Consider the following 15,674-nt stretch of genomic DNA (forward strand, 5'->3'; position numbering starts at 1 on the left):
TACGCGCCGTCGTCGTGCCCACGCCGGGTACCCGCCCGTGCTGTGGCACGTCCCACCCTCGGCCGGTCCGAGCAGGTCGGCTCTCGGGCGGAGATCACGTCGCACGGGGCGTCGTGTGTCGTACCGCGCATCTAAGCTCATGGTTCCCGAACGGCCCCGCCCTCGGTGGCGTTGGCCTGCTTCCGGGTCCCTCGAAGCAAGGAGTCACATGCGATCTGCGCAACGCCCGCACGCCCGTGCGGGACGAGCCGCCGTGGTGTTGGCGGTCACCGCCTCACTCGTGGCGCTCGGTGCTCCGGCCCAGGCCGAGACCGCGTCGGGTTGGTTCCAGGCCCAGCTCGACGATGTCGTGATCGGCGCAGCCGGCGCCCCCGGCAAGGCCAAGCCGCTCTACGTGTACGCCCAGGACGCGGTGAATCCACGGGTCGTCGTCGACCTGACCGGCCTGCTCGGCGTGGCTTCCGCCGAGTTTCCCGCCTGGTGCGCCACTTCGGGATCCCAGGTCACCTGCCCGCTGCCACCGGACGTCGACCCGGACTCGAGCCTCCAGATCGGCAGCATCCCGGTGCTGTTCCGGCCACTGGCCGGCGCCTCCGGGGGCGACAGCGCCACAGTGTCGTACCGAGCGTTGGCCGACAACGCCGATCCCTTCGTCGCCACGGCGACGGTGTCCGTCGGTGACGGCGCGGACCTGGTCAACCTGGGCGGCGGGCGGGTCGACGCGGCTGCGGTCGGTGATCTGTTGTCCGCGCCGATCCGGCTCACGAACGTCGGCAACCGGACCAGCAGAGGAGTCCGGATCACCTTCACCCTCTCCTCGGGGTTGACGCCGTCAACCTGGTCCAACTGCTGGTACGCCCCGCTCACCGGTCACCGCACCTCGGTCGTCTGCGACCTGAACGGACGGGTCCGCCCGGGAGCAACGATGGAGGTGTCCGGCGGCTTCGGGTTCGCGATCGACGGCTCGGCGTACGCCGGGGAGAGCATCGACCAGTTCGTCGAGCCGCTTGCCGGTGCTGCGGCGCTGCCGACGCAACTCGGCTACCAGCGCCGGGCGGGCGGCACCGAGCTGAGGCTGCGGCCCAGCCGGACCGCGTCCGCAGCGGCCCGCATCCTGACGACCGAGATCGACCCGGGCGACAACTGGGCCTCCTTCTACGTCGACAACGTGCCGAACAGCCTGGACCTGGCCGCCCTGGCGGAGCCGGTCGTCGGTCCGGTCGGCGGTGCGACCATCCTGCGCGCCGGGGTCCGGAACAACGGCGCGGGAGACCTCGACGACTTCCGCAGCGGCGCGGGCGAGGTGGCACCGTTCCACGTCCGGGTGCCGTCCGGGGTGACCGTGGAGTCCGTGCCCGACCGTTGTGTCGCGCTCTACGAGTCGGAGGACGGCTGGTACAGCGGCGATCCGCAACCCGGTGCCTCCTGGTACCGCTGCGCGGTACCCGGCTCGGTGTTCGCCGCCGGTGAGACCCATCAGGTCGACTTCGGGGTCCGGATCACCTCCGTGGGTGGTGCGGCCGGCGCGGTGAGCCTCAACATGCCCGGGCCGTACCCCTCCTGGTGGGACGACGACCGGGACAACGACGAGGTCACGGTCGTCGTCCAGGTTCAGTCCTGATCGTGGCCGGTTCGGGATGGTGACCGGGGCTGGTCCCGCCCATCCCGGACCGGTCACCTCTGCCTGGTCGAGCCCTTTTCGAGCTGATCGCAAAAATGGATCGTGACGGGTCACCGCGAGTCGGCGAATCTTGCCACTCTTGTCTCTCACCCATCCCAGGAGGCCGGATGAACCACGAACCGACGGCTCTCTCCCGGTACGCGCGGCCGGGGCGGCTGACCTCCGCCGGGGCGTACGCCGGACTCCTCGACGCGGTGCCGACGGACCCGGCGGCGATCACCCGGACGATCCAGGGACTGGTGATCCACGAGCACATCGCCGGGGCGTACGACGTCACCCTGTCCGACGCCGACCGGTCCAGCGTGCACCTGCGGCCCGCCGACGAGCTGCTCGCGGGCATCGCGGGCCGGGACGGCCGTCCGCTGGACCTCCCTCGGCAGCCCGAGCACCGGGTGGCGGGCAACTGCCGGCACTACAGCGTCCTGCTGGTCACCGTGCTGCGGGAGCGTGGTGTGCCGGCCCGCGCCCGCTGCGGCTTCGGCGACTACCTGGCGCAGGGGCGGTACGAGGACCACTGGGTCGGCGAGTACTGGAACTCGGAGCAGCGTCGTTGGATCATGGTCGACGCCCAGCTCGACAACCTCCAACGAGAGCTGTTCGGCATCGACTTCGACGTCATGGACGTACCGCGTGACCGGTTCCTGGTCGCCGGTGAGGCGTGGACACGGTGTCGTGCGGGCCGCGCCGACCCGGACACCTTCGGGCTCAGCGTGACCGACGAGGCCGGCTGGTGGTGGATCGCCGGCAACCTGATGCGGGACGCCGCTGCGCTGGGCACGGTGGAACTGCTGCCCTGGGACAGCTGGGGTGCGATGCCGGAGCCGGAGGAGACGATCGACGAGGAGCGGATGGCGCTCTTCGACGAGCTGGCCCGACTGACCCTCGATCCCGACGAGCACGCGGACGAGTTGCGGCGACTCTGCACGGATCAGCGGCTACGCGTCCCGCCCACCGTCCGCAACGACCTGCGGCACCGCGACGAACCGGTCTGACCGCTCCGACATGTCCGGGGGCGGGCGGTGGTCGATTCGCCCCACGGGCGATGGACGGCAGGTCAGTGGCGGCGGGCCAGCGCCACGAACGCTCGCCAGGCGGCCGGGCCGAAGATCAGCACCTCGCCGTCCCGGTCCTTGCTGTCGCGTACGGCGACCACGCCGGGCAGGTTGTCGGCCACCTCGACGCAGTTGCCGCCGTTGGTGCTGCTCCGGGTGCTGGTGCGCCACCGGGCGCCGGTCAGCTCCGCCATGACTCCGCCACCTCCGTCAACAACTCGATCGACTGCCGGGGCGGCAGCGCCTCGCCCTGGATCGCCTCCCAGGACGCCCGGATCGCCAGCACGTCCTCGGTGTCGTCGATGACCTGACCCTTGAGTTGGTCATCCAGGTAGGCGACGTCCTTCCCACCGGGGAGGGTAGCCAGCACGAAGGCCCCGGCGACACCTGGATACGCGCCGACCGAGGCGGGCACCACGTGCAGCCGCACCCGGGGCTGTTCGGTGGCCAGCTTGACCAGGCGGCGCAACTGCTCCCGCATCACCAGCGGGCCGCCGACCGGGCGACGCAGCACGTGTTCGTCCAGCACTGCGACGAGTTGCGGCGGTCGATCGCCGGTCGACTCGATCCACACAACGTGCCGAAGCCCGCGTCGCTACACGAACGCTTCCTCGGCTGGGCCGCCCCGCGCACACCCCGTCCGCCCGAAACCTCAGCCCCTTGAGCCCACGACGCGTCGACGTTTGAGATCTTGGACAGTTGCCGTTCATAGATAACGGAAAATTTCCAAGATCTCCTCGGCGGAGGCAGAGCACGGGCGGGATACTTCACAGGTGCTGGGGCGGCGGGCGTCGGGGACGGCAGGATTGGCGCATGTCGGACGCGTACGTCGTCGGTGACCCGGACGGGTTGTCGCCGCTGCTCACCAGTCTCCGCGACGCGATCGCCCGGGAGCTGCACGCGCAGTTGGCGATGCGTGCCGAGCGCATCGAACTGGCCGACGTGCCGGAGATCGCCTACCAGATCACGCTGCGCGTCGACGAGACCCTGAGCCGCCCCGCTAGGAACTGGCAGCCGTTCGAGATCTGAGCGGTCCACCCGAAATGTAGAACTACAGTTATAAGAAGTGTAGTTCTACATCCTGGGTTCTGTCCTCACAGACCGCCGTAGGAGTGCAGGCCCTCGAAGAAGATGTTCACGCCGAAGAGGTTCATCATCACCGTCAGGAAGCCGAGGATGGCCAGCCAGGCGGCCACGTTGCGCTTCACGCTCGGCGTCGCGCGGGCGTGCAGGTAACCGGCGTAGATCACCCAGGAGATGAACGACCAGGTCTCCTTCGGGTCCCAGCCCCACGGCCGACCCCAGGCCGCCTCGGCCCAGATCGCCCCGGCGATCACCGCGAAGGTGAACAGCGGGAACGCGAAGGCGTGCAGCACGAAGGTGAGCCGCTCCAGGCTGGCCGCCGCCGGCAGCTTCTTCGCCAGCGTGTACGGGAAACTGCGCTTGCCGCGTTCGTAGCCGGCCCGCATCAGGTACGTCGCGGCCGGCACCGAGCCCAGCAGGAACAGCCCCGAGGCGAAGACGACGGTCGACACGTGCACGATGAACCAGTACGAGTTGAGCGCCGGCACCAGCGGCACGATCGGGGTGTAGAGCACCAGCTCGGCGGTGGCCACCAGCAGCACCATGACCAGGGTCAGGAACAGCCCGAGGCGGCGCAGCGACGGCACCTTCCAGAGCACCACCAGCCAGGCGGAGACGCCGATGAACGAGACCGTGAGCACGAACTCGTACATGTTGCCCCAGGGCATCCGCTCGGCGGCGATGCCCCGGGTGACCAGCCCGACCAGGTGCAGGGCCGCGCCCACGGCGGTGAGGGCCACCGCGATCCACCCGGCGAGTGCGGCCCGCCGCGCGGTGCGTTCGGCAGGGGTACGTGCCGCACCGCCGCCGGCTGCTCCGCCACCGGTCCCGGCCACACCGTCGGCCGTACCCGTCGAACCGCCGTCCTCGGCCGCCCCCGTCGCGCTGCCGCTGCCCGCCGCACCCGTAGCGCCGGAGCCGCCGCCGACCGCCGCGCCGACCAGCTCACGGGCCGGGGCTGCCGCCACCTTGGCGCGCGAGTTACCGAGGGCGTACTCGACCGCGTGGCTGATCATGGCCAGCAGGTACACCAGGGTGGCGATCGACACCACCTGGTCGGAGAGTGCGGACATCACTCGGCTCCTTCTCGCGCCCCGGCCCGCTCGTCCGGGTCGATGGCCTCGCCGGTCCGCCGGTCGTCGCCGATCGCGGCGACCAGTTGGCTGAACTCGGCGGCGAACCCCGGATGTTCGGTCCGGGGCAGGCCAGCCACCTCGACCAAGCTACTACCGTCCGTCGGAGATCCACTGTCGGGGGGGCCGGAACCGGGGGGCGCGGCACCGGTGGGCACAGCACCGGCGGGCAACAGCCGGACGAAGATCCGGCGTCGCCGGACGAACAGCGAACCCATCAGCCCGAGCACCAGCCCGACGGAGCTGACCAGCAGCAGCATCGTGCCCGGGTCGTGCCGTACGGACAGCACGATGTAACGCTCGGTGCCCACGAACTCGACCGTGGTGCCGTCGTCGAGCGTCCAGCTCTCGCCCTTGCGCAGGTCCTTCGAGCCCACCTCGGTGAGCCGGCCGTTGCGGATCTGCCGCTGGTCGAGCTGGTAGACCGAGCCGGGGATGCCGCCGTCGAGGCCCAGGTTGCCCCGGTAGGCGATCAGGCCGAGCAGCGGATTCTGCTCCGTCGGGTACTCGGAGCGGGTGAACGGCGGCTCCTGCGGCGCGGTCGGCAGGTACAGGCCGGAGAAGGCCATCTGGAGGTTCGCGTTCCGCTCGCCGGTCGCCGGGTCGACGTTGGCGTCCGGGAAGGCCGCCAGCCCCTCGCCGGTCAGACCCATGTCACCGGTGGTGAGGAACGGCACCACGCTGGTCTGCGTGCCGCCGAACCGGTCGGTGTAGCGGATCACCGGAGCGTAGCCGTGGCCCAGCAGATAGACGTTCGCGCCGTCCAGGCGCAGCGGCGAGTTGACCGAGAACTCGGCCGCCCGGGGTGCGCCGCCGTCCTCGTCCACCGTGACCTTGGCGTTGAAGTGCGAGGGCTGGCCGCTGGGCAGGAACTCGGCCTCGAACTCGTCGAGCTGCATGCAGAACCGGGGCAGGTCGTCGCCGACGCGCGGGCCGAGTTTCGCCTCGGCGTACTGCTGGCGGGTGTTGCAGAAGACACCGTCCGGGCCGGAGACGAGCAGCCGGTTGCCGTGCCAGCCGTACCAGGAACCGAGCGCGACACCGACCAGCAGCAGCACCATCGCGCTGTGGAAGATCAGGTTGCCGGTCTCCTTGAGGTAGCCCTTCTCGGCGGAGATCTCGTCGCCGCGTACCGCCACCCGCCACCGGCGGCGGCGCAGGGTCTCGGCGACCGCGGCCGCGCCACCGGCGGGCGCCGGCACCACCGCGTGCTGGGGCAACCGCTCCAGGCGCTTCGGTACGGCCGGCGGCCTGGCCCGCATCGCCCGGACGTGGTCGCGCAGCCGGGGCGTGATGCACCCGATCAGCGAGGTGAACAGCAGCAGATAGATCGCCGAGAACCAGACCGAGCTGAACGCCTCGAACGCGCCGATCCGGTCCAGCACCGGGGCGAGCTGCGGGTTCGCGGTGTAGAAGTCCCGGACGTCCTCCGGGTTGACGCCGCGCTGCGGCAGCACCGAACCCGGAATGGCGGCGATCGCGAGCAGGAAGAGCAACACCAGCGCGGTACGCATGCTGGTGAGCTGCCGCCACGAGTTGCGCAGCAGAGCGAGCAGCGCGTGGGGGCGGCGCCGGGGTGACTCGGCCGGAGCGGCCGGCCGGTCGTCCACCGCGGTCATCAGATGCTCACCTCGAAATCACCCACCCCGACGGTGGTCTGCAACCAGATCACGACGTTGGTCCACCCGCCGGTGAGCAGGGCCAGCCCGATCAGGATCAGCAGTACGCCGCCGATCCGGGTGACCCAGCGGCTGTGCCGCCGGATCGTGCGGAAGACCCCGAGCAGGCGGTTGAAGCCGAGCCCGAAGACGATGAACGGTATGCCCAGTCCGAGGCAGTACGCCACCGCGAGCACCACCGCGCGGTCGGTCTGTCCGCTGGTGGTGGCCATGCCGAGCACCGCGGCCAGCGTCGGGCCGGTGCACGGGACCCAACTCAGGGCGAACACCGCGCCGAGGACGGGTGCGCCGAGCAGGCCGGCGTTCGGCAGGCGGTTGATCCGGAACTCGCGTTGGAAGCCGGGCAGCGCTCCGAGGTAGCCCAGCCCGAGCACCACGATCAACGCGCCGACGACGATCTCCAGCGCCCGCTCGTAGTCGAAGAAGACCCGGCCGATGCTGCTGAACAGGATCGCGGTGGCGGTGAAGACCACGGTGAAGCCGGCGATGAAGAGCAGGGTCCCGGCGAGTACGCGCCCCTTGACCGCCGGGCTGACCCGGGTGCGCTCCCGCAGCGCCGTACCCCCGCCCGAGGTGTTAGGAGGGGACCCCTCCTCTACACCAGGCGTTAGTACGGGGCCCTTCCTTACATCCCGGCCCTCCAGGTCGGCGCCGGCCAGGCCGGTCACGTACGACAGGTAGCCCGGCATCAGCGGCAGCACGCACGGGGAGAGGAAGCTGACCAGCCCGGCCAGTGCCGCCGCGCCGATCGCCAACAGCAGCGGCCCCGAGACGGCGAGTTGACCGAACGTCTCGCCCATCAGCGCGGGCCGGACGCCGCAGCGGACTCCGCGGCGATCCGCTCGACGATGGGTTGCAGGCCCTCCTGGCGTACCGCCGCCCGGATCACGGTCGCGATCCGGCCCTCCCGGTCCAGGACCACGGTCGCGGGGATGGTGTTCGGCGGGATGTCCAGGTCGAGGGCGAGGCGGCTGCCCGGGTCGAAGATGCTCGGGTAGGTGATCCCGAAGCCCTCCTCGAAGGCGACCGCCTTGTCCCGGCTGTCCTGCACGTTGATGCCGAGGAAGGTCACCCCGGAGTCCTTGGTCGCCTGGTAGGTGTTCTCCAGGTCGTCGGCCTCGGCCCGGCACGGCGCGCACCAGGAGCCCCAGAAGTTGACCACGACGACCTGGCCCCGCTGCTGCGTCACGTCGTAGGAACCGCCGTCGAGCAGCTCACCGGCGAGACGGGGCGCGTCGGAACGTTGGTCCGGGGCGCATTCCACGATGCCGCCCGTGTTGTCGCAGGCCGCCTCCCGGCCACCGCTGGTGCAGCCGCTCAGCACCGTCGTGGCGGTCACGGCGGCGAGCAGGCCCACGGCCCACCTACGGGCACCCATCTCAGGCCCCCTTGGCCGTCCGCGCGGTCGGTGAGATCGCCACCAGGTGCGCGGCCGGCTCGGAGTAGCCGATCCCGACGATCTTGGCGCCGTCGAAGTGGAACGTGGTCAGCGAGGCCAGCCCGCACTGCCGACGTCGCGGGTCGTGCCAGAGCCGCTTGCGCTCGACGTGCCGACGCAGCGTCCAGATCGGGAGCTGGTGCGAGACCAGGACGGCCTCCCGCCCCTCGGCGGCGACCCGGGCGGCGTGCAGCGCGGCGAACATCCGCTCGGCGATCACCCGGTACGCCTCTCCCCAGGAGGGGGTCACCGGGTCGCGCAGCACCCACCAGTTGCGCGGGTCACGGAAGGAGCCGTCACCGGGAGAGACCTTCTTGCCCTCGAACCAGTTGGCGCTCTCGATGAGCCGTTCGTCGACTCCGACGGGGAGCCCGAACTGGGCGGCGATCGGTTCGGCGGTCTGCTGGGCCCGTTCCAGGGGGCTGGCCACCACGTGCACGACCTCGCGTTCGGCGAGCCCCTGCGCGGCGGCCTTGGCCATCTGGACACCCAGCTCACTGAGGCGGAACCCGGGCAGTCGGCCGTAGAGGATGCCGTCCGGGTTGTACACCTCGCCGTGCCGAAGCACGTGGACCACCGTCTTACTCACTGGTTTACACCCCTGTCGTCGCTGCCGCCGCGTTGGCCGCCACCGGCAGGGCGGCGGCGATCTGTTCCAGGGCGGCGTCGTCGATCGCCGCCGACACGAACCAGGACTCGAACGCGCTCGGCGGCAGGTAGACCCCGGCCGCGAGCATCGCGTGGAAGAACGCCTTGAACGCGGGCACCTGCTGGGTGCGGGCGCTGTCGTAGTCCACCACGTCGGCGTCCGTGAAGAAGATCGAGAACATGTTGCCCGCGTACGACAGCCGGTGCGGCACCCCGGCGGCGGCCAGCGCGTCGGCGGCGAGCTTGCCCACCACGGCGGCGGTGTCGTCCAGCCGGCGGTACAGCGCGTCGTCGGCCAGCCGCAGCGTGGTCAGACCGGCGGCGCAGGCCAGCGGGTTACCGGAGAGGGTGCCCGCCTGGTAGACCGGCCCGGCCGGAGCCAGTCGCGACATGATCTCCGCGCGCCCGCCGAACGCCGCCGCAGGCAGCCCACCACCCATGACCTTGCCGTACGTCCACAGGTCCGCGTCGACCGGATCGAGGCCGTACCAGCCGGAGCGGGAGACCCGGAACCCGGTCATCACCTCGTCGACGATGAGCAGCGCGCCGTTGGCGTGCGCGATACGCGCCAACTGGCCGTTGAAGTCGTCCCGGGGTGCCACCACACCCATGTTGCCCGGCGCCGCCTCGGTGATCACGGCGGCGATGTGCTCGCCCTCGGCGGCGAACGCCTCCTGCACCGCGGCGAGGTCGTTGTACGGCAGCACGATGGTCTCGCTCGCCGCCGCGCCGGTCACACCGGGCGAGTCGGGCAGCCCGAGGGTGGCCACGCCGGAGCCGGCCGCAGCCAGCAGCGCGTCCACGTGCCCGTGGTAGCAACCGGCGAACTTGATGATCTTGGAGCGTCCGGTGTATCCCCGAGCCAGCCGGATCGCCGACATGGTCGCCTCGGTGCCCGAGTTGACCAGGCGCACCTGCTCGACGGGCGTCCGCGCGACGATCTCGGCGGCCAGGTCGACCTCGCCCGGGGTGGGGGTGCCGAAGCTGGTGCCCTGCGCGGCGGCGGCCTGCACGGCCGCGACCACCTCGGGATGGGCGTGGCCGAGGATCAGCGGGCCCCAGGAGCAGACCAGGTCGACGTAGCGTCGCCCGTCCGCGTCGTGGAGCCACGGTCCCTCGCCACGGACCATGAAGCGTGGTGTGCCGCCGACCGCTCGGAAGGCGCGCACGGGGGAGTTCACCCCGCCCGGCACGATGGCGCGGGCGCGGTCGAACAGGGCCTCTGAGGCCGGCGCGTCGACCGGATAGCGGTCGGTTCCGGCGGGAAACACCTCGGTCACGATGCCGCCATTGTGTCAGCGCCCGACGGCGGATCGGCAGGCACCCCGGATCAGGGTTATCCGGCTCACCTGCGGCACGCTGGGCGGAGGCGGTTCGCCTCGACAGGCCGGGTGCCCGAGATCGCGATAGGCTGACCCGGTGGATCGTGCCGAACTGTCCATCACCGTACACCGGACTGGCGACGAAGCGGTGCTTCGCCTAGCCGGTGAGATCGACATGCTCACGGCCGCCCAGCTGTCGACCGTCGTCAACGAAGTGCTCACCGAACCCCCGCCTCGGATCGTGCTCGATCTCGGCGGGGTCACCTTCTGCGACTCGCAGGGGTTGGGGACGCTCGTGGTCCTCAGCCGCAAGGCCAGCCACGCGCAGAGCCTGCTCCTGCTGAGCAACGTGGGCGAGTTCCTGATACGCGTACTCGACATCACGGGCCTGCGCAGCGCCCTGATGATCCGTAACGACGCCCCGACCAGCTGAGCCACCGCTCAACCCGGTCCCGACCACGGGCCGCCGGGTCGATCGTGACGCTGTCGTGGACCACCGGGCGGCAGTCCACGGCGACGTCACGATCGGGCGGTGTCAGGAGCTGGTCCCCCAGCGGGCCTGTTCCAGGACGGCGACGGCGCGGGCCACCGCGTCCGGGTCCTTGTCCGCGCTCCGCAGCAGGGTGCTCGCCTCGTCCACCGCGTCGGTCAGCAGCCGCCACTGGGCGTCGCGCTCCCGCACCATCTCGGACTGCGCGGCCAACTGCCGGGTCTTCGTCCACAGCTCCACGAAGACCGAGACCTTGGCCCGCAGCACCCACGGGTCGAAGGGCTTGGTCAGGTAGTCCACCGCGCCGACCGCGTAACCGCGCAGCGCCAGTTGGGCGTCGCGGTCCGCGGCGGTCAGGAAGATGATCGGTACGTGCCGGGTCCGTTCCCGCCGCTTGATGTGACTGGCCGTCTCGAAGCCGTCCATGTCCGGCATCTGGGCGTCCAGCAGGATCACCGCGAAGTCGTCCACCAACAACTGCTTCAGCGCCGCCTCGCCGCTCTCCACCGCGACCGTCTGCACCGGCAGACCCTGGAGGATCGCCTCCAGGGCCATCAGGTTCTCCCGGCGGTCATCGACCAGCAGCGCCTTCGCCACCTGCGTCACGAGCCCTCCTCGGTGCGGCTGCCACTGATACAGCTGGTCATCAGTTCGATCAGCTCGTCCAGGTCGACCGGCTTGGTGATGTAGTCGCTGGCCCCGGCCGCGATCGCCGACTCCCGGTCACCGGGCATCGCCTTGGCCGTCAGGAAGACGATCGGCAGGTCCACGAAGCGGTGGTTCCGGCGGATCTGCCGGGTCGTCTCGTACCCGTCCTGGTCGGGCATCATCGCGTCCATCAGGACGATGTCCACCTCCGGGTGCTCCGCCAACAGGCGCACCCCGTCGGTGCCGTTGTCGGCGTACAGGACGGTCATGCCGTGCAGTTCGAGTGCGCTGGTCAGGGCGAAGACGTTACGGACGTCGTCGTCGACGATCAGCACGGTGGCACCGTCGAGCTGACGGGTCTTGGGTGCCTCCGGCCGCTGCGGCAGCAGCTCCACCGGCGGCATCAGCAGCGACGACGGCAGGCCGGCCCGCTGTGGTGAGGGTGGCGACGGCGCCACCACCGCGTCCGGTGCCAGCACGTCGGGTAGATAGAGCGTGAACGTCGAGCCCTGGCCCGGTGCCGAGGTGACGGTGATCGTGCCGCCGATCAGGCGGGCCAGGTCCCGGCTGATCGACAGCCCCAGGCCGGTGCCGCCGTAGCGACGGCTGGTGGTGCCGTCCGCCTGCTGGAACGCCTCGAAGATCAGCGACAGCTTGTCGTCGGAGATGCCGATGCCGGTGTCGATCACCGTGAACGCGAGCACCTGCCGGGCGTTGGTCAGCGCCGGCACGTCGAACACCGCGTGCTCCGGGGCACGTGCGATGCGCAGCGTCACCGCGCCGTTGTCGGTGAACTTGACCGCGTTCGAGAGCAGGTTGCGCAGGATCTGCTGGAGCCGCTGGGCGTCGGTGACCACCGCCGCCGGCAGGTCCTTGCCGACGCGTACCTGGAAGTCCAGGCCCTTCTCGTCGGCCTGCGGCGCGAACGCCTGCTCCACGTAGTTGCGGATCTCCGCGAACCGGATCTCGGTCGGCTCGACGTCCATCCGACCCGCTTCGATCTTGGACAGGTCGAGGATGTCGTCGATCAGCGAGAGCAGGTCGGACCCGGCCCCGTGGATGGTCCGGGCGAACTCGATCTGCTTCGGGCTGAGGTTCTGCTCCGAGTTCTCGGCGAGCAGCCGGGCCAGCAGCAGCAGCGAGTTCAACGGCGTACGCAGCTCGTGGCTCATGTTCGCCAGGAACTCCGACTTGTACGCCGAGGCCCGGGTGAGCTGCTGCGCCTTCTCCTCCAGACCGAGCCGGGCCAGTTCGATCTCCCGGTTCTTGGTCTCGATGTTGCCCTTCTGCTCGGAGAGCAGCGTGGCCTTCTCCTCCAGCTCGGCGTTGGTGCGCTGCAACTCCGCCGACTGCTCCTGCAACTCGTGGGCCAGCCGCTGCGACTGGGCCAGCAACTCCTCGGTACGCCGGTTCGCCTGGATGGTGTTGACCGCGATGCCGATGGTGGAGACCAGCCGCTCCAGGAACGCCAGGTGCAGTTCGGAGAAGGGGGTGACGGTGGCGAACTCGATCACGCCGAGCAGTTCGCCCTCGAAGAGGACGGGCAGCACGACCAGGTCGGCCGGCGGGGTGTCGGCCAGACCGGAGCGGAGCGTGATGCGGCCGTCCGGCACCGCGCCGACCCGGATCGTGCGCCGGGAGATCGCCGCCTGGCCGACGAGTCCCTCACCGGGCCCGAAGGTGACGTCGTGTCCCCGGGACACATAGCCGTACGAGGCGGTCAGCCGCAGCCGCATCACCCCTTCGGAGTTGTCCGCCAGGAAGAACGCGCCGAGCTGCGCGTCGACCAGCGGGGTCACCTCCTGCATGATCATGCGGCAGACCTCGCCGAGGTCGCGCTGGCCCTGCAACAGACCACCGATGCGGGCCAGGTTGGAGTCGAGCCAGCCCTGCTCCGCGTTCTTGTGGGTGGTCTCCCGCAGGGTGACGATCATCTGGTTGATGTTGTCCTTGAGCTCGGCGACCTCGCCCTGTGCCTCGACGGTGATCCGCTGGGTCAGGTCGCCACGGGTCACCGAGGTGGAGACCCGGGCGATGGCGCGCAGCTGGGTGGTCAGCGTCGAGGCGAGCTGGTTGACGTTCTCGGTCAGGTCCCGCCAGGTGCCGGAGACTCCCTTCACCTGCGCCTGACCACCGAGCTTGCCCTCGCTGCCGACCTCGCGGGCCACCCGGGTCACCTCGTCGGCGAACGACGAGAGCTGGTCGACCATCGTGTTGACGGTCGACTTCAACTCCAGGATCTCGCCCTGCGCGTCGACGGTGATCTTCTGCGACAGGTCACCCTTGGCCACCGCCGTCGTCACCGACGCGATGTTCCGCACCTGACCGGTCAGGTTCGACGCCATCGAGTTCACGTTGTCCGTCAGGTCCCGCCAGGTGCCCGAGACACCCTTCACCTCGGCCTGACCGCCGAGCTTGCCCTCGGTGCCCACCTCGCGGGCCACCCGGGTCACCTCGTCGGCGAACGACGACAACTGGTCGACCATCGTGTTGACCGTCGACTTCAACTCCAGGATCTCGCCCTGCGCGTCGACCGTGATCTTCTGCGACAGGTCGCCCTTGGCGACGGCGGTGGAGACCTGGGCGATGTTGCGGACCTGGGCGGTCAGGTTGGACGCCATCGAGTTGACGTTGTCGGTGAGGTCGCGCCAGGTGCCGGCGACGCCCTTCACCTGCGCCTGACCGCCGAGCTTGCCCTCCGTACCCACCTCACGGGCCACCCGGGTCACCTCGTCGGCGAACGACGACAACTGGTCGACCATCGTGTTGACCGTCGACTTCAACTCCAGGATCTCGCCCCGGGCATCCACCGTGATCTTCTGCGATAGGTCACCCTTGGCCACCGCCGTCGTCACCGACGCGATGTTCCGCACCTGACCGGTCAGGTTCGACGCCATCGAGTTCACGTTGTCCGTCAGGTCCCGCCAGGTGCCGGAAACGCCCTTCACCTCGGCCTGACCGCCGAGCTTGCCCTCGGTGCCCACCTCGCGGGCCACCCGCGTGACCTCGTCGGCGAACGACGACAACTGGTCGACCATCGTGTTGACCGTCGACTTCAACTCCAGGATCTCGCCCCGGGCATCCACCGTGATCTTCTGCGACAGGTCACCCTTGGCCACCGCCGTGGACACCTGCGAGATGTTGCGAACCTGGCTGGTCAGGTTGCCGGCGAGCTGGTTGACGTTCTCGGTCAGGTCGCGCCAGGTGCCGGAGACACCGCGTACCTGGGCCTGACCGCCGAGCTTGCCCTCCGTACCCACCTCACGGGCCACCCGGGTCACCTCGTCGGCGAACGACGAGAGCTGGTCGACCATCGTGTTGACGGTGTCCTTGAGTTCCAGGATCTCGCCCTGGGCGGCCACCGTGATCTTCTGCGACAGGTCGCCCCGGGCCACCGCCGTGGAGACCTGGGCGATGTTGCGGACCTGGGCGGTCAGGTTCGACGCCATCGAGTTGACGCTGTCGGTCAGGTCCTTCCAGGTGCCGGCCACGCCGGGCACCTCCGCCTGACCGCCGAGCTTGCCCTCGGTGCCCACCTCACGGGCCACCCGGGTCACCTGCTCGGCGAAGAGGCGCAGCGTGTCGGTGAGCGAGTTCATCGTGTCGGCCAGCGCCGCCACCTCGCCGCGTGCGCTGACCGTGATCTTCTGCGACAGATCACCCTTCGCCACCGCCGTCGCGACCTGGGAGATCGACCGCACCTGGCCGGTCAGGTTCGAGGCCATGGTGTTCACCGAGTCGGTGAGGTCCTTCCAGGTGCCGGCCACCCCGCGTACGTCGGCCTGGCCGCCGAGCTTGCCCTCGGTGCCCACCTCCCGGGCGACCCGGGTCACCTCGTTGGAGAAGGACGAGAGCTGGTCGACCATGGTGTTGACCGTGCGGCCGATGCGCAGGTACTCACCGCGCAGTGGGCGACCGTCGATCTCCAGCGCCATGTGCTGGGAGAGATCGCCGTCGGCGACCGCCACGATGACCCGCGCGATCTCGGTGGTGGGTCGACCCAGGTCGTCGATCAACGAGTTGACCGCGCGCTGCCCCTCCGCCCAGGAGCCGTCCAGCCCCTCCTCGTCCAGGCGTTCGGTCAGCCGACCGTCGCGACCCACGACCCGGCTGATCCGGCGCAGGTCCAGATGCTGCCGCTCCTGGAGCGACACCACGTCGTTGAAGGCGTCGGCCACCTCGCCGGCCGCTCCCGAACGTCGGGGCAGCCTGACCTTGAGATCGCCACCGCGGACCCGTCGCAGCGCCTCGGCCAGCTCGGTGAGGACCGCCTCGTGGTCGGCGGCGGAGGTGTCCGCGATCGCCGACTGTTTCGCCGTGGTCATCATTCCTCGCACTCGCATCGGGGTACACCGGCTCGCGCCGGCCACCCCATCATTGTCCCCGTGACCTCGAAACCGCCACGGCGCACCGCCGTCCGTATTACGGACCCGACCGGTGATCGGCTTGGCACGAGGCGGGTGCCGGGGCAGGATACGAGGGTGTCAGCGGCGGTGGGGC

The 15,674-nt window shown here is 70.2% G+C and carries 14 protein-coding genes; 4 read left to right on the top strand and 10 right to left on the bottom strand.

Annotated features, from left to right (window positions below; translation table 11 throughout):
• The first annotated feature begins 208 nt into the window (after window positions 1-208).
• Complete coding sequence (locus ACIBO1_RS04060; RefSeq protein ID WP_396741208.1) at window positions 209-1,621, top strand: hypothetical protein; 1,413 nt, start codon at window positions 209-211, stop codon at window positions 1,619-1,621.
• Window positions 1,622-1,788: 167 nt separating this feature from the next.
• The gene (locus tag ACIBO1_RS04065) at window positions 1,789-2,673 is read left to right on the top strand and encodes a transglutaminase-like domain-containing protein (protein WP_396741210.1); all 885 of its coding nucleotides are present in this window, start codon (window positions 1,789-1,791) and stop codon (window positions 2,671-2,673) included.
• A gap of 62 nt (window positions 2,674-2,735) precedes the next feature.
• On the opposite strand, the gene ACIBO1_RS04070 is transcribed toward ACIBO1_RS04065, so the two are convergent.
• A complete protein-coding gene (locus ACIBO1_RS04070) occupies window positions 2,736-2,927 on the bottom strand; it encodes a DUF397 domain-containing protein (RefSeq protein ID WP_117229321.1) in 192 nt (63 codons plus the stop codon).
• Window positions 2,915-3,307: a DUF5753 domain-containing protein gene (locus tag ACIBO1_RS04075; protein ID WP_396741213.1), complete on the bottom strand. Its 393-nt coding sequence runs from the start codon at window positions 3,305-3,307 to the stop codon at window positions 2,915-2,917. Before ACIBO1_RS04075 ends, ACIBO1_RS04070 begins: the two co-directional genes overlap by 13 nt.
• Window positions 3,308-3,546: 239 nt before the next feature.
• Between ACIBO1_RS04075 and ACIBO1_RS04080 the strand changes: the two genes are divergently transcribed.
• A complete protein-coding gene (locus ACIBO1_RS04080; protein WP_396741215.1) occupies window positions 3,547-3,762 on the top strand; it encodes a hypothetical protein in 216 nt (71 codons plus the stop codon).
• 65 nt (window positions 3,763-3,827) lie between these two features.
• On the opposite strand, the gene ccsB is transcribed toward ACIBO1_RS04080, so the two are convergent.
• Genes ccsB through hemL form a run of 6 tightly spaced genes read right to left on the bottom strand, consistent with a single transcriptional unit; the run spans window position 3,828 to window position 9,994 of the window.
• Complete coding sequence (gene ccsB, locus ACIBO1_RS04085) at window positions 3,828-4,889, bottom strand: c-type cytochrome biogenesis protein CcsB (protein ID WP_396741217.1); 1,062 nt, start codon at window positions 4,887-4,889, stop codon at window positions 3,828-3,830.
• On the bottom strand, window positions 4,889-6,568 hold the full coding sequence (locus ACIBO1_RS04090) for a cytochrome c biogenesis protein ResB (protein WP_396741218.1): 1,680 nt from the start codon (window positions 6,566-6,568) through the stop codon (window positions 4,889-4,891). Before ACIBO1_RS04090 ends, ccsB begins: the two co-directional genes overlap by 1 nt.
• On the bottom strand, window positions 6,568-7,428 hold the full coding sequence (locus ACIBO1_RS04095; RefSeq protein ID WP_396741220.1) for a cytochrome c biogenesis CcdA family protein: 861 nt from the start codon (window positions 7,426-7,428) through the stop codon (window positions 6,568-6,570). The genes ACIBO1_RS04090 and ACIBO1_RS04095 overlap by 1 nt, the downstream gene beginning before the upstream one ends.
• Window positions 7,428-8,006: a TlpA family protein disulfide reductase gene (locus ACIBO1_RS04100; RefSeq protein WP_396741222.1), complete on the bottom strand. Its 579-nt coding sequence runs from the start codon at window positions 8,004-8,006 to the stop codon at window positions 7,428-7,430. The genes ACIBO1_RS04095 and ACIBO1_RS04100 overlap by 1 nt, the downstream gene beginning before the upstream one ends.
• Window position 8,007: 1 nt before the next feature.
• Entirely contained in the window at window positions 8,008-8,655 is a 648-nt protein-coding gene (locus ACIBO1_RS04105) for a histidine phosphatase family protein (RefSeq protein ID WP_131053678.1), read from the bottom strand.
• Window positions 8,656-8,659: 4 nt separating this feature from the next.
• The gene (gene hemL / locus ACIBO1_RS04110) at window positions 8,660-9,994 is read right to left on the bottom strand and encodes a glutamate-1-semialdehyde 2,1-aminomutase (RefSeq protein ID WP_396741224.1); all 1,335 of its coding nucleotides are present in this window, start codon (window positions 9,992-9,994) and stop codon (window positions 8,660-8,662) included.
• Window positions 9,995-10,133: 139 nt separating this feature from the next.
• Here hemL and ACIBO1_RS04115 point away from each other — a divergent pair, with 139 nt between their 5' ends.
• The gene (locus tag ACIBO1_RS04115) at window positions 10,134-10,469 is read left to right on the top strand and encodes an STAS domain-containing protein (protein WP_396741226.1); all 336 of its coding nucleotides are present in this window, start codon (window positions 10,134-10,136) and stop codon (window positions 10,467-10,469) included.
• A 102-nt stretch (window positions 10,470-10,571) separates the two neighbouring features.
• On the opposite strand, the gene ACIBO1_RS04120 is transcribed toward ACIBO1_RS04115, so the two are convergent.
• Both ACIBO1_RS04120 and ACIBO1_RS04125 read right to left on the bottom strand, forming a co-directional pair.
• Window positions 10,572-11,132 (bottom strand): two-component system response regulator, encoded by a 561-nt coding sequence (locus ACIBO1_RS04120; RefSeq protein ID WP_396741228.1) that lies wholly within the window; start codon window positions 11,130-11,132, stop codon window positions 10,572-10,574.
• A complete protein-coding gene (locus tag ACIBO1_RS04125; protein ID WP_396741516.1) occupies window positions 11,129-15,499 on the bottom strand; it encodes a HAMP domain-containing protein in 4,371 nt (1,456 codons plus the stop codon). Before ACIBO1_RS04125 ends, ACIBO1_RS04120 begins: the two co-directional genes overlap by 4 nt.
• Between the last annotated feature and the right edge of the window lie 175 nt (window positions 15,500-15,674).

It is taken from the genome of Micromonospora sp. NPDC049903 (assembly GCF_044460945.1).
GTDB lineage: Bacteria > Actinomycetota > Actinomycetes > Mycobacteriales > Micromonosporaceae > Micromonospora.

Excerpts from the sequence above, each read along its gene's own strand:
- ACIBO1_RS04095 (WP_396741220.1), bottom strand. The coding sequence starts at position 7,428 with ATGGGCGAGACGTTCGGTCAACTCGCCGTCTCGGGGCCGCTGCTGTTG.
- ACIBO1_RS04090 (WP_396741218.1), bottom strand. The coding sequence starts at position 6,568 with ATGACCGCGGTGGACGACCGGCCGGCCGCTCCGGCCGAGTCACCCCGG.
- ACIBO1_RS04060 (WP_396741208.1), top strand. The coding sequence starts at position 209 with ATGCGATCTGCGCAACGCCCGCACGCCCGTGCGGGACGAGCCGCCGTG.
- ACIBO1_RS04125 (WP_396741516.1), bottom strand. The coding sequence starts at position 15,499 with ATGACCACGGCGAAACAGTCGGCGATCGCGGACACCTCCGCCGCCGAC.
- ACIBO1_RS04065 (WP_396741210.1), top strand. The coding sequence starts at position 1,789 with ATGAACCACGAACCGACGGCTCTCTCCCGGTACGCGCGGCCGGGGCGG.
- ccsB (WP_396741217.1), bottom strand. The coding sequence starts at position 4,889 with ATGTCCGCACTCTCCGACCAGGTGGTGTCGATCGCCACCCTGGTGTAC.
- ACIBO1_RS04070 (WP_117229321.1), bottom strand. The coding sequence starts at position 2,927 with ATGGCGGAGCTGACCGGCGCCCGGTGGCGCACCAGCACCCGGAGCAGC.
- ACIBO1_RS04100 (WP_396741222.1), bottom strand. The coding sequence starts at position 8,006 with ATGGGTGCCCGTAGGTGGGCCGTGGGCCTGCTCGCCGCCGTGACCGCC.
- ACIBO1_RS04080 (WP_396741215.1), top strand. The coding sequence starts at position 3,547 with ATGTCGGACGCGTACGTCGTCGGTGACCCGGACGGGTTGTCGCCGCTG.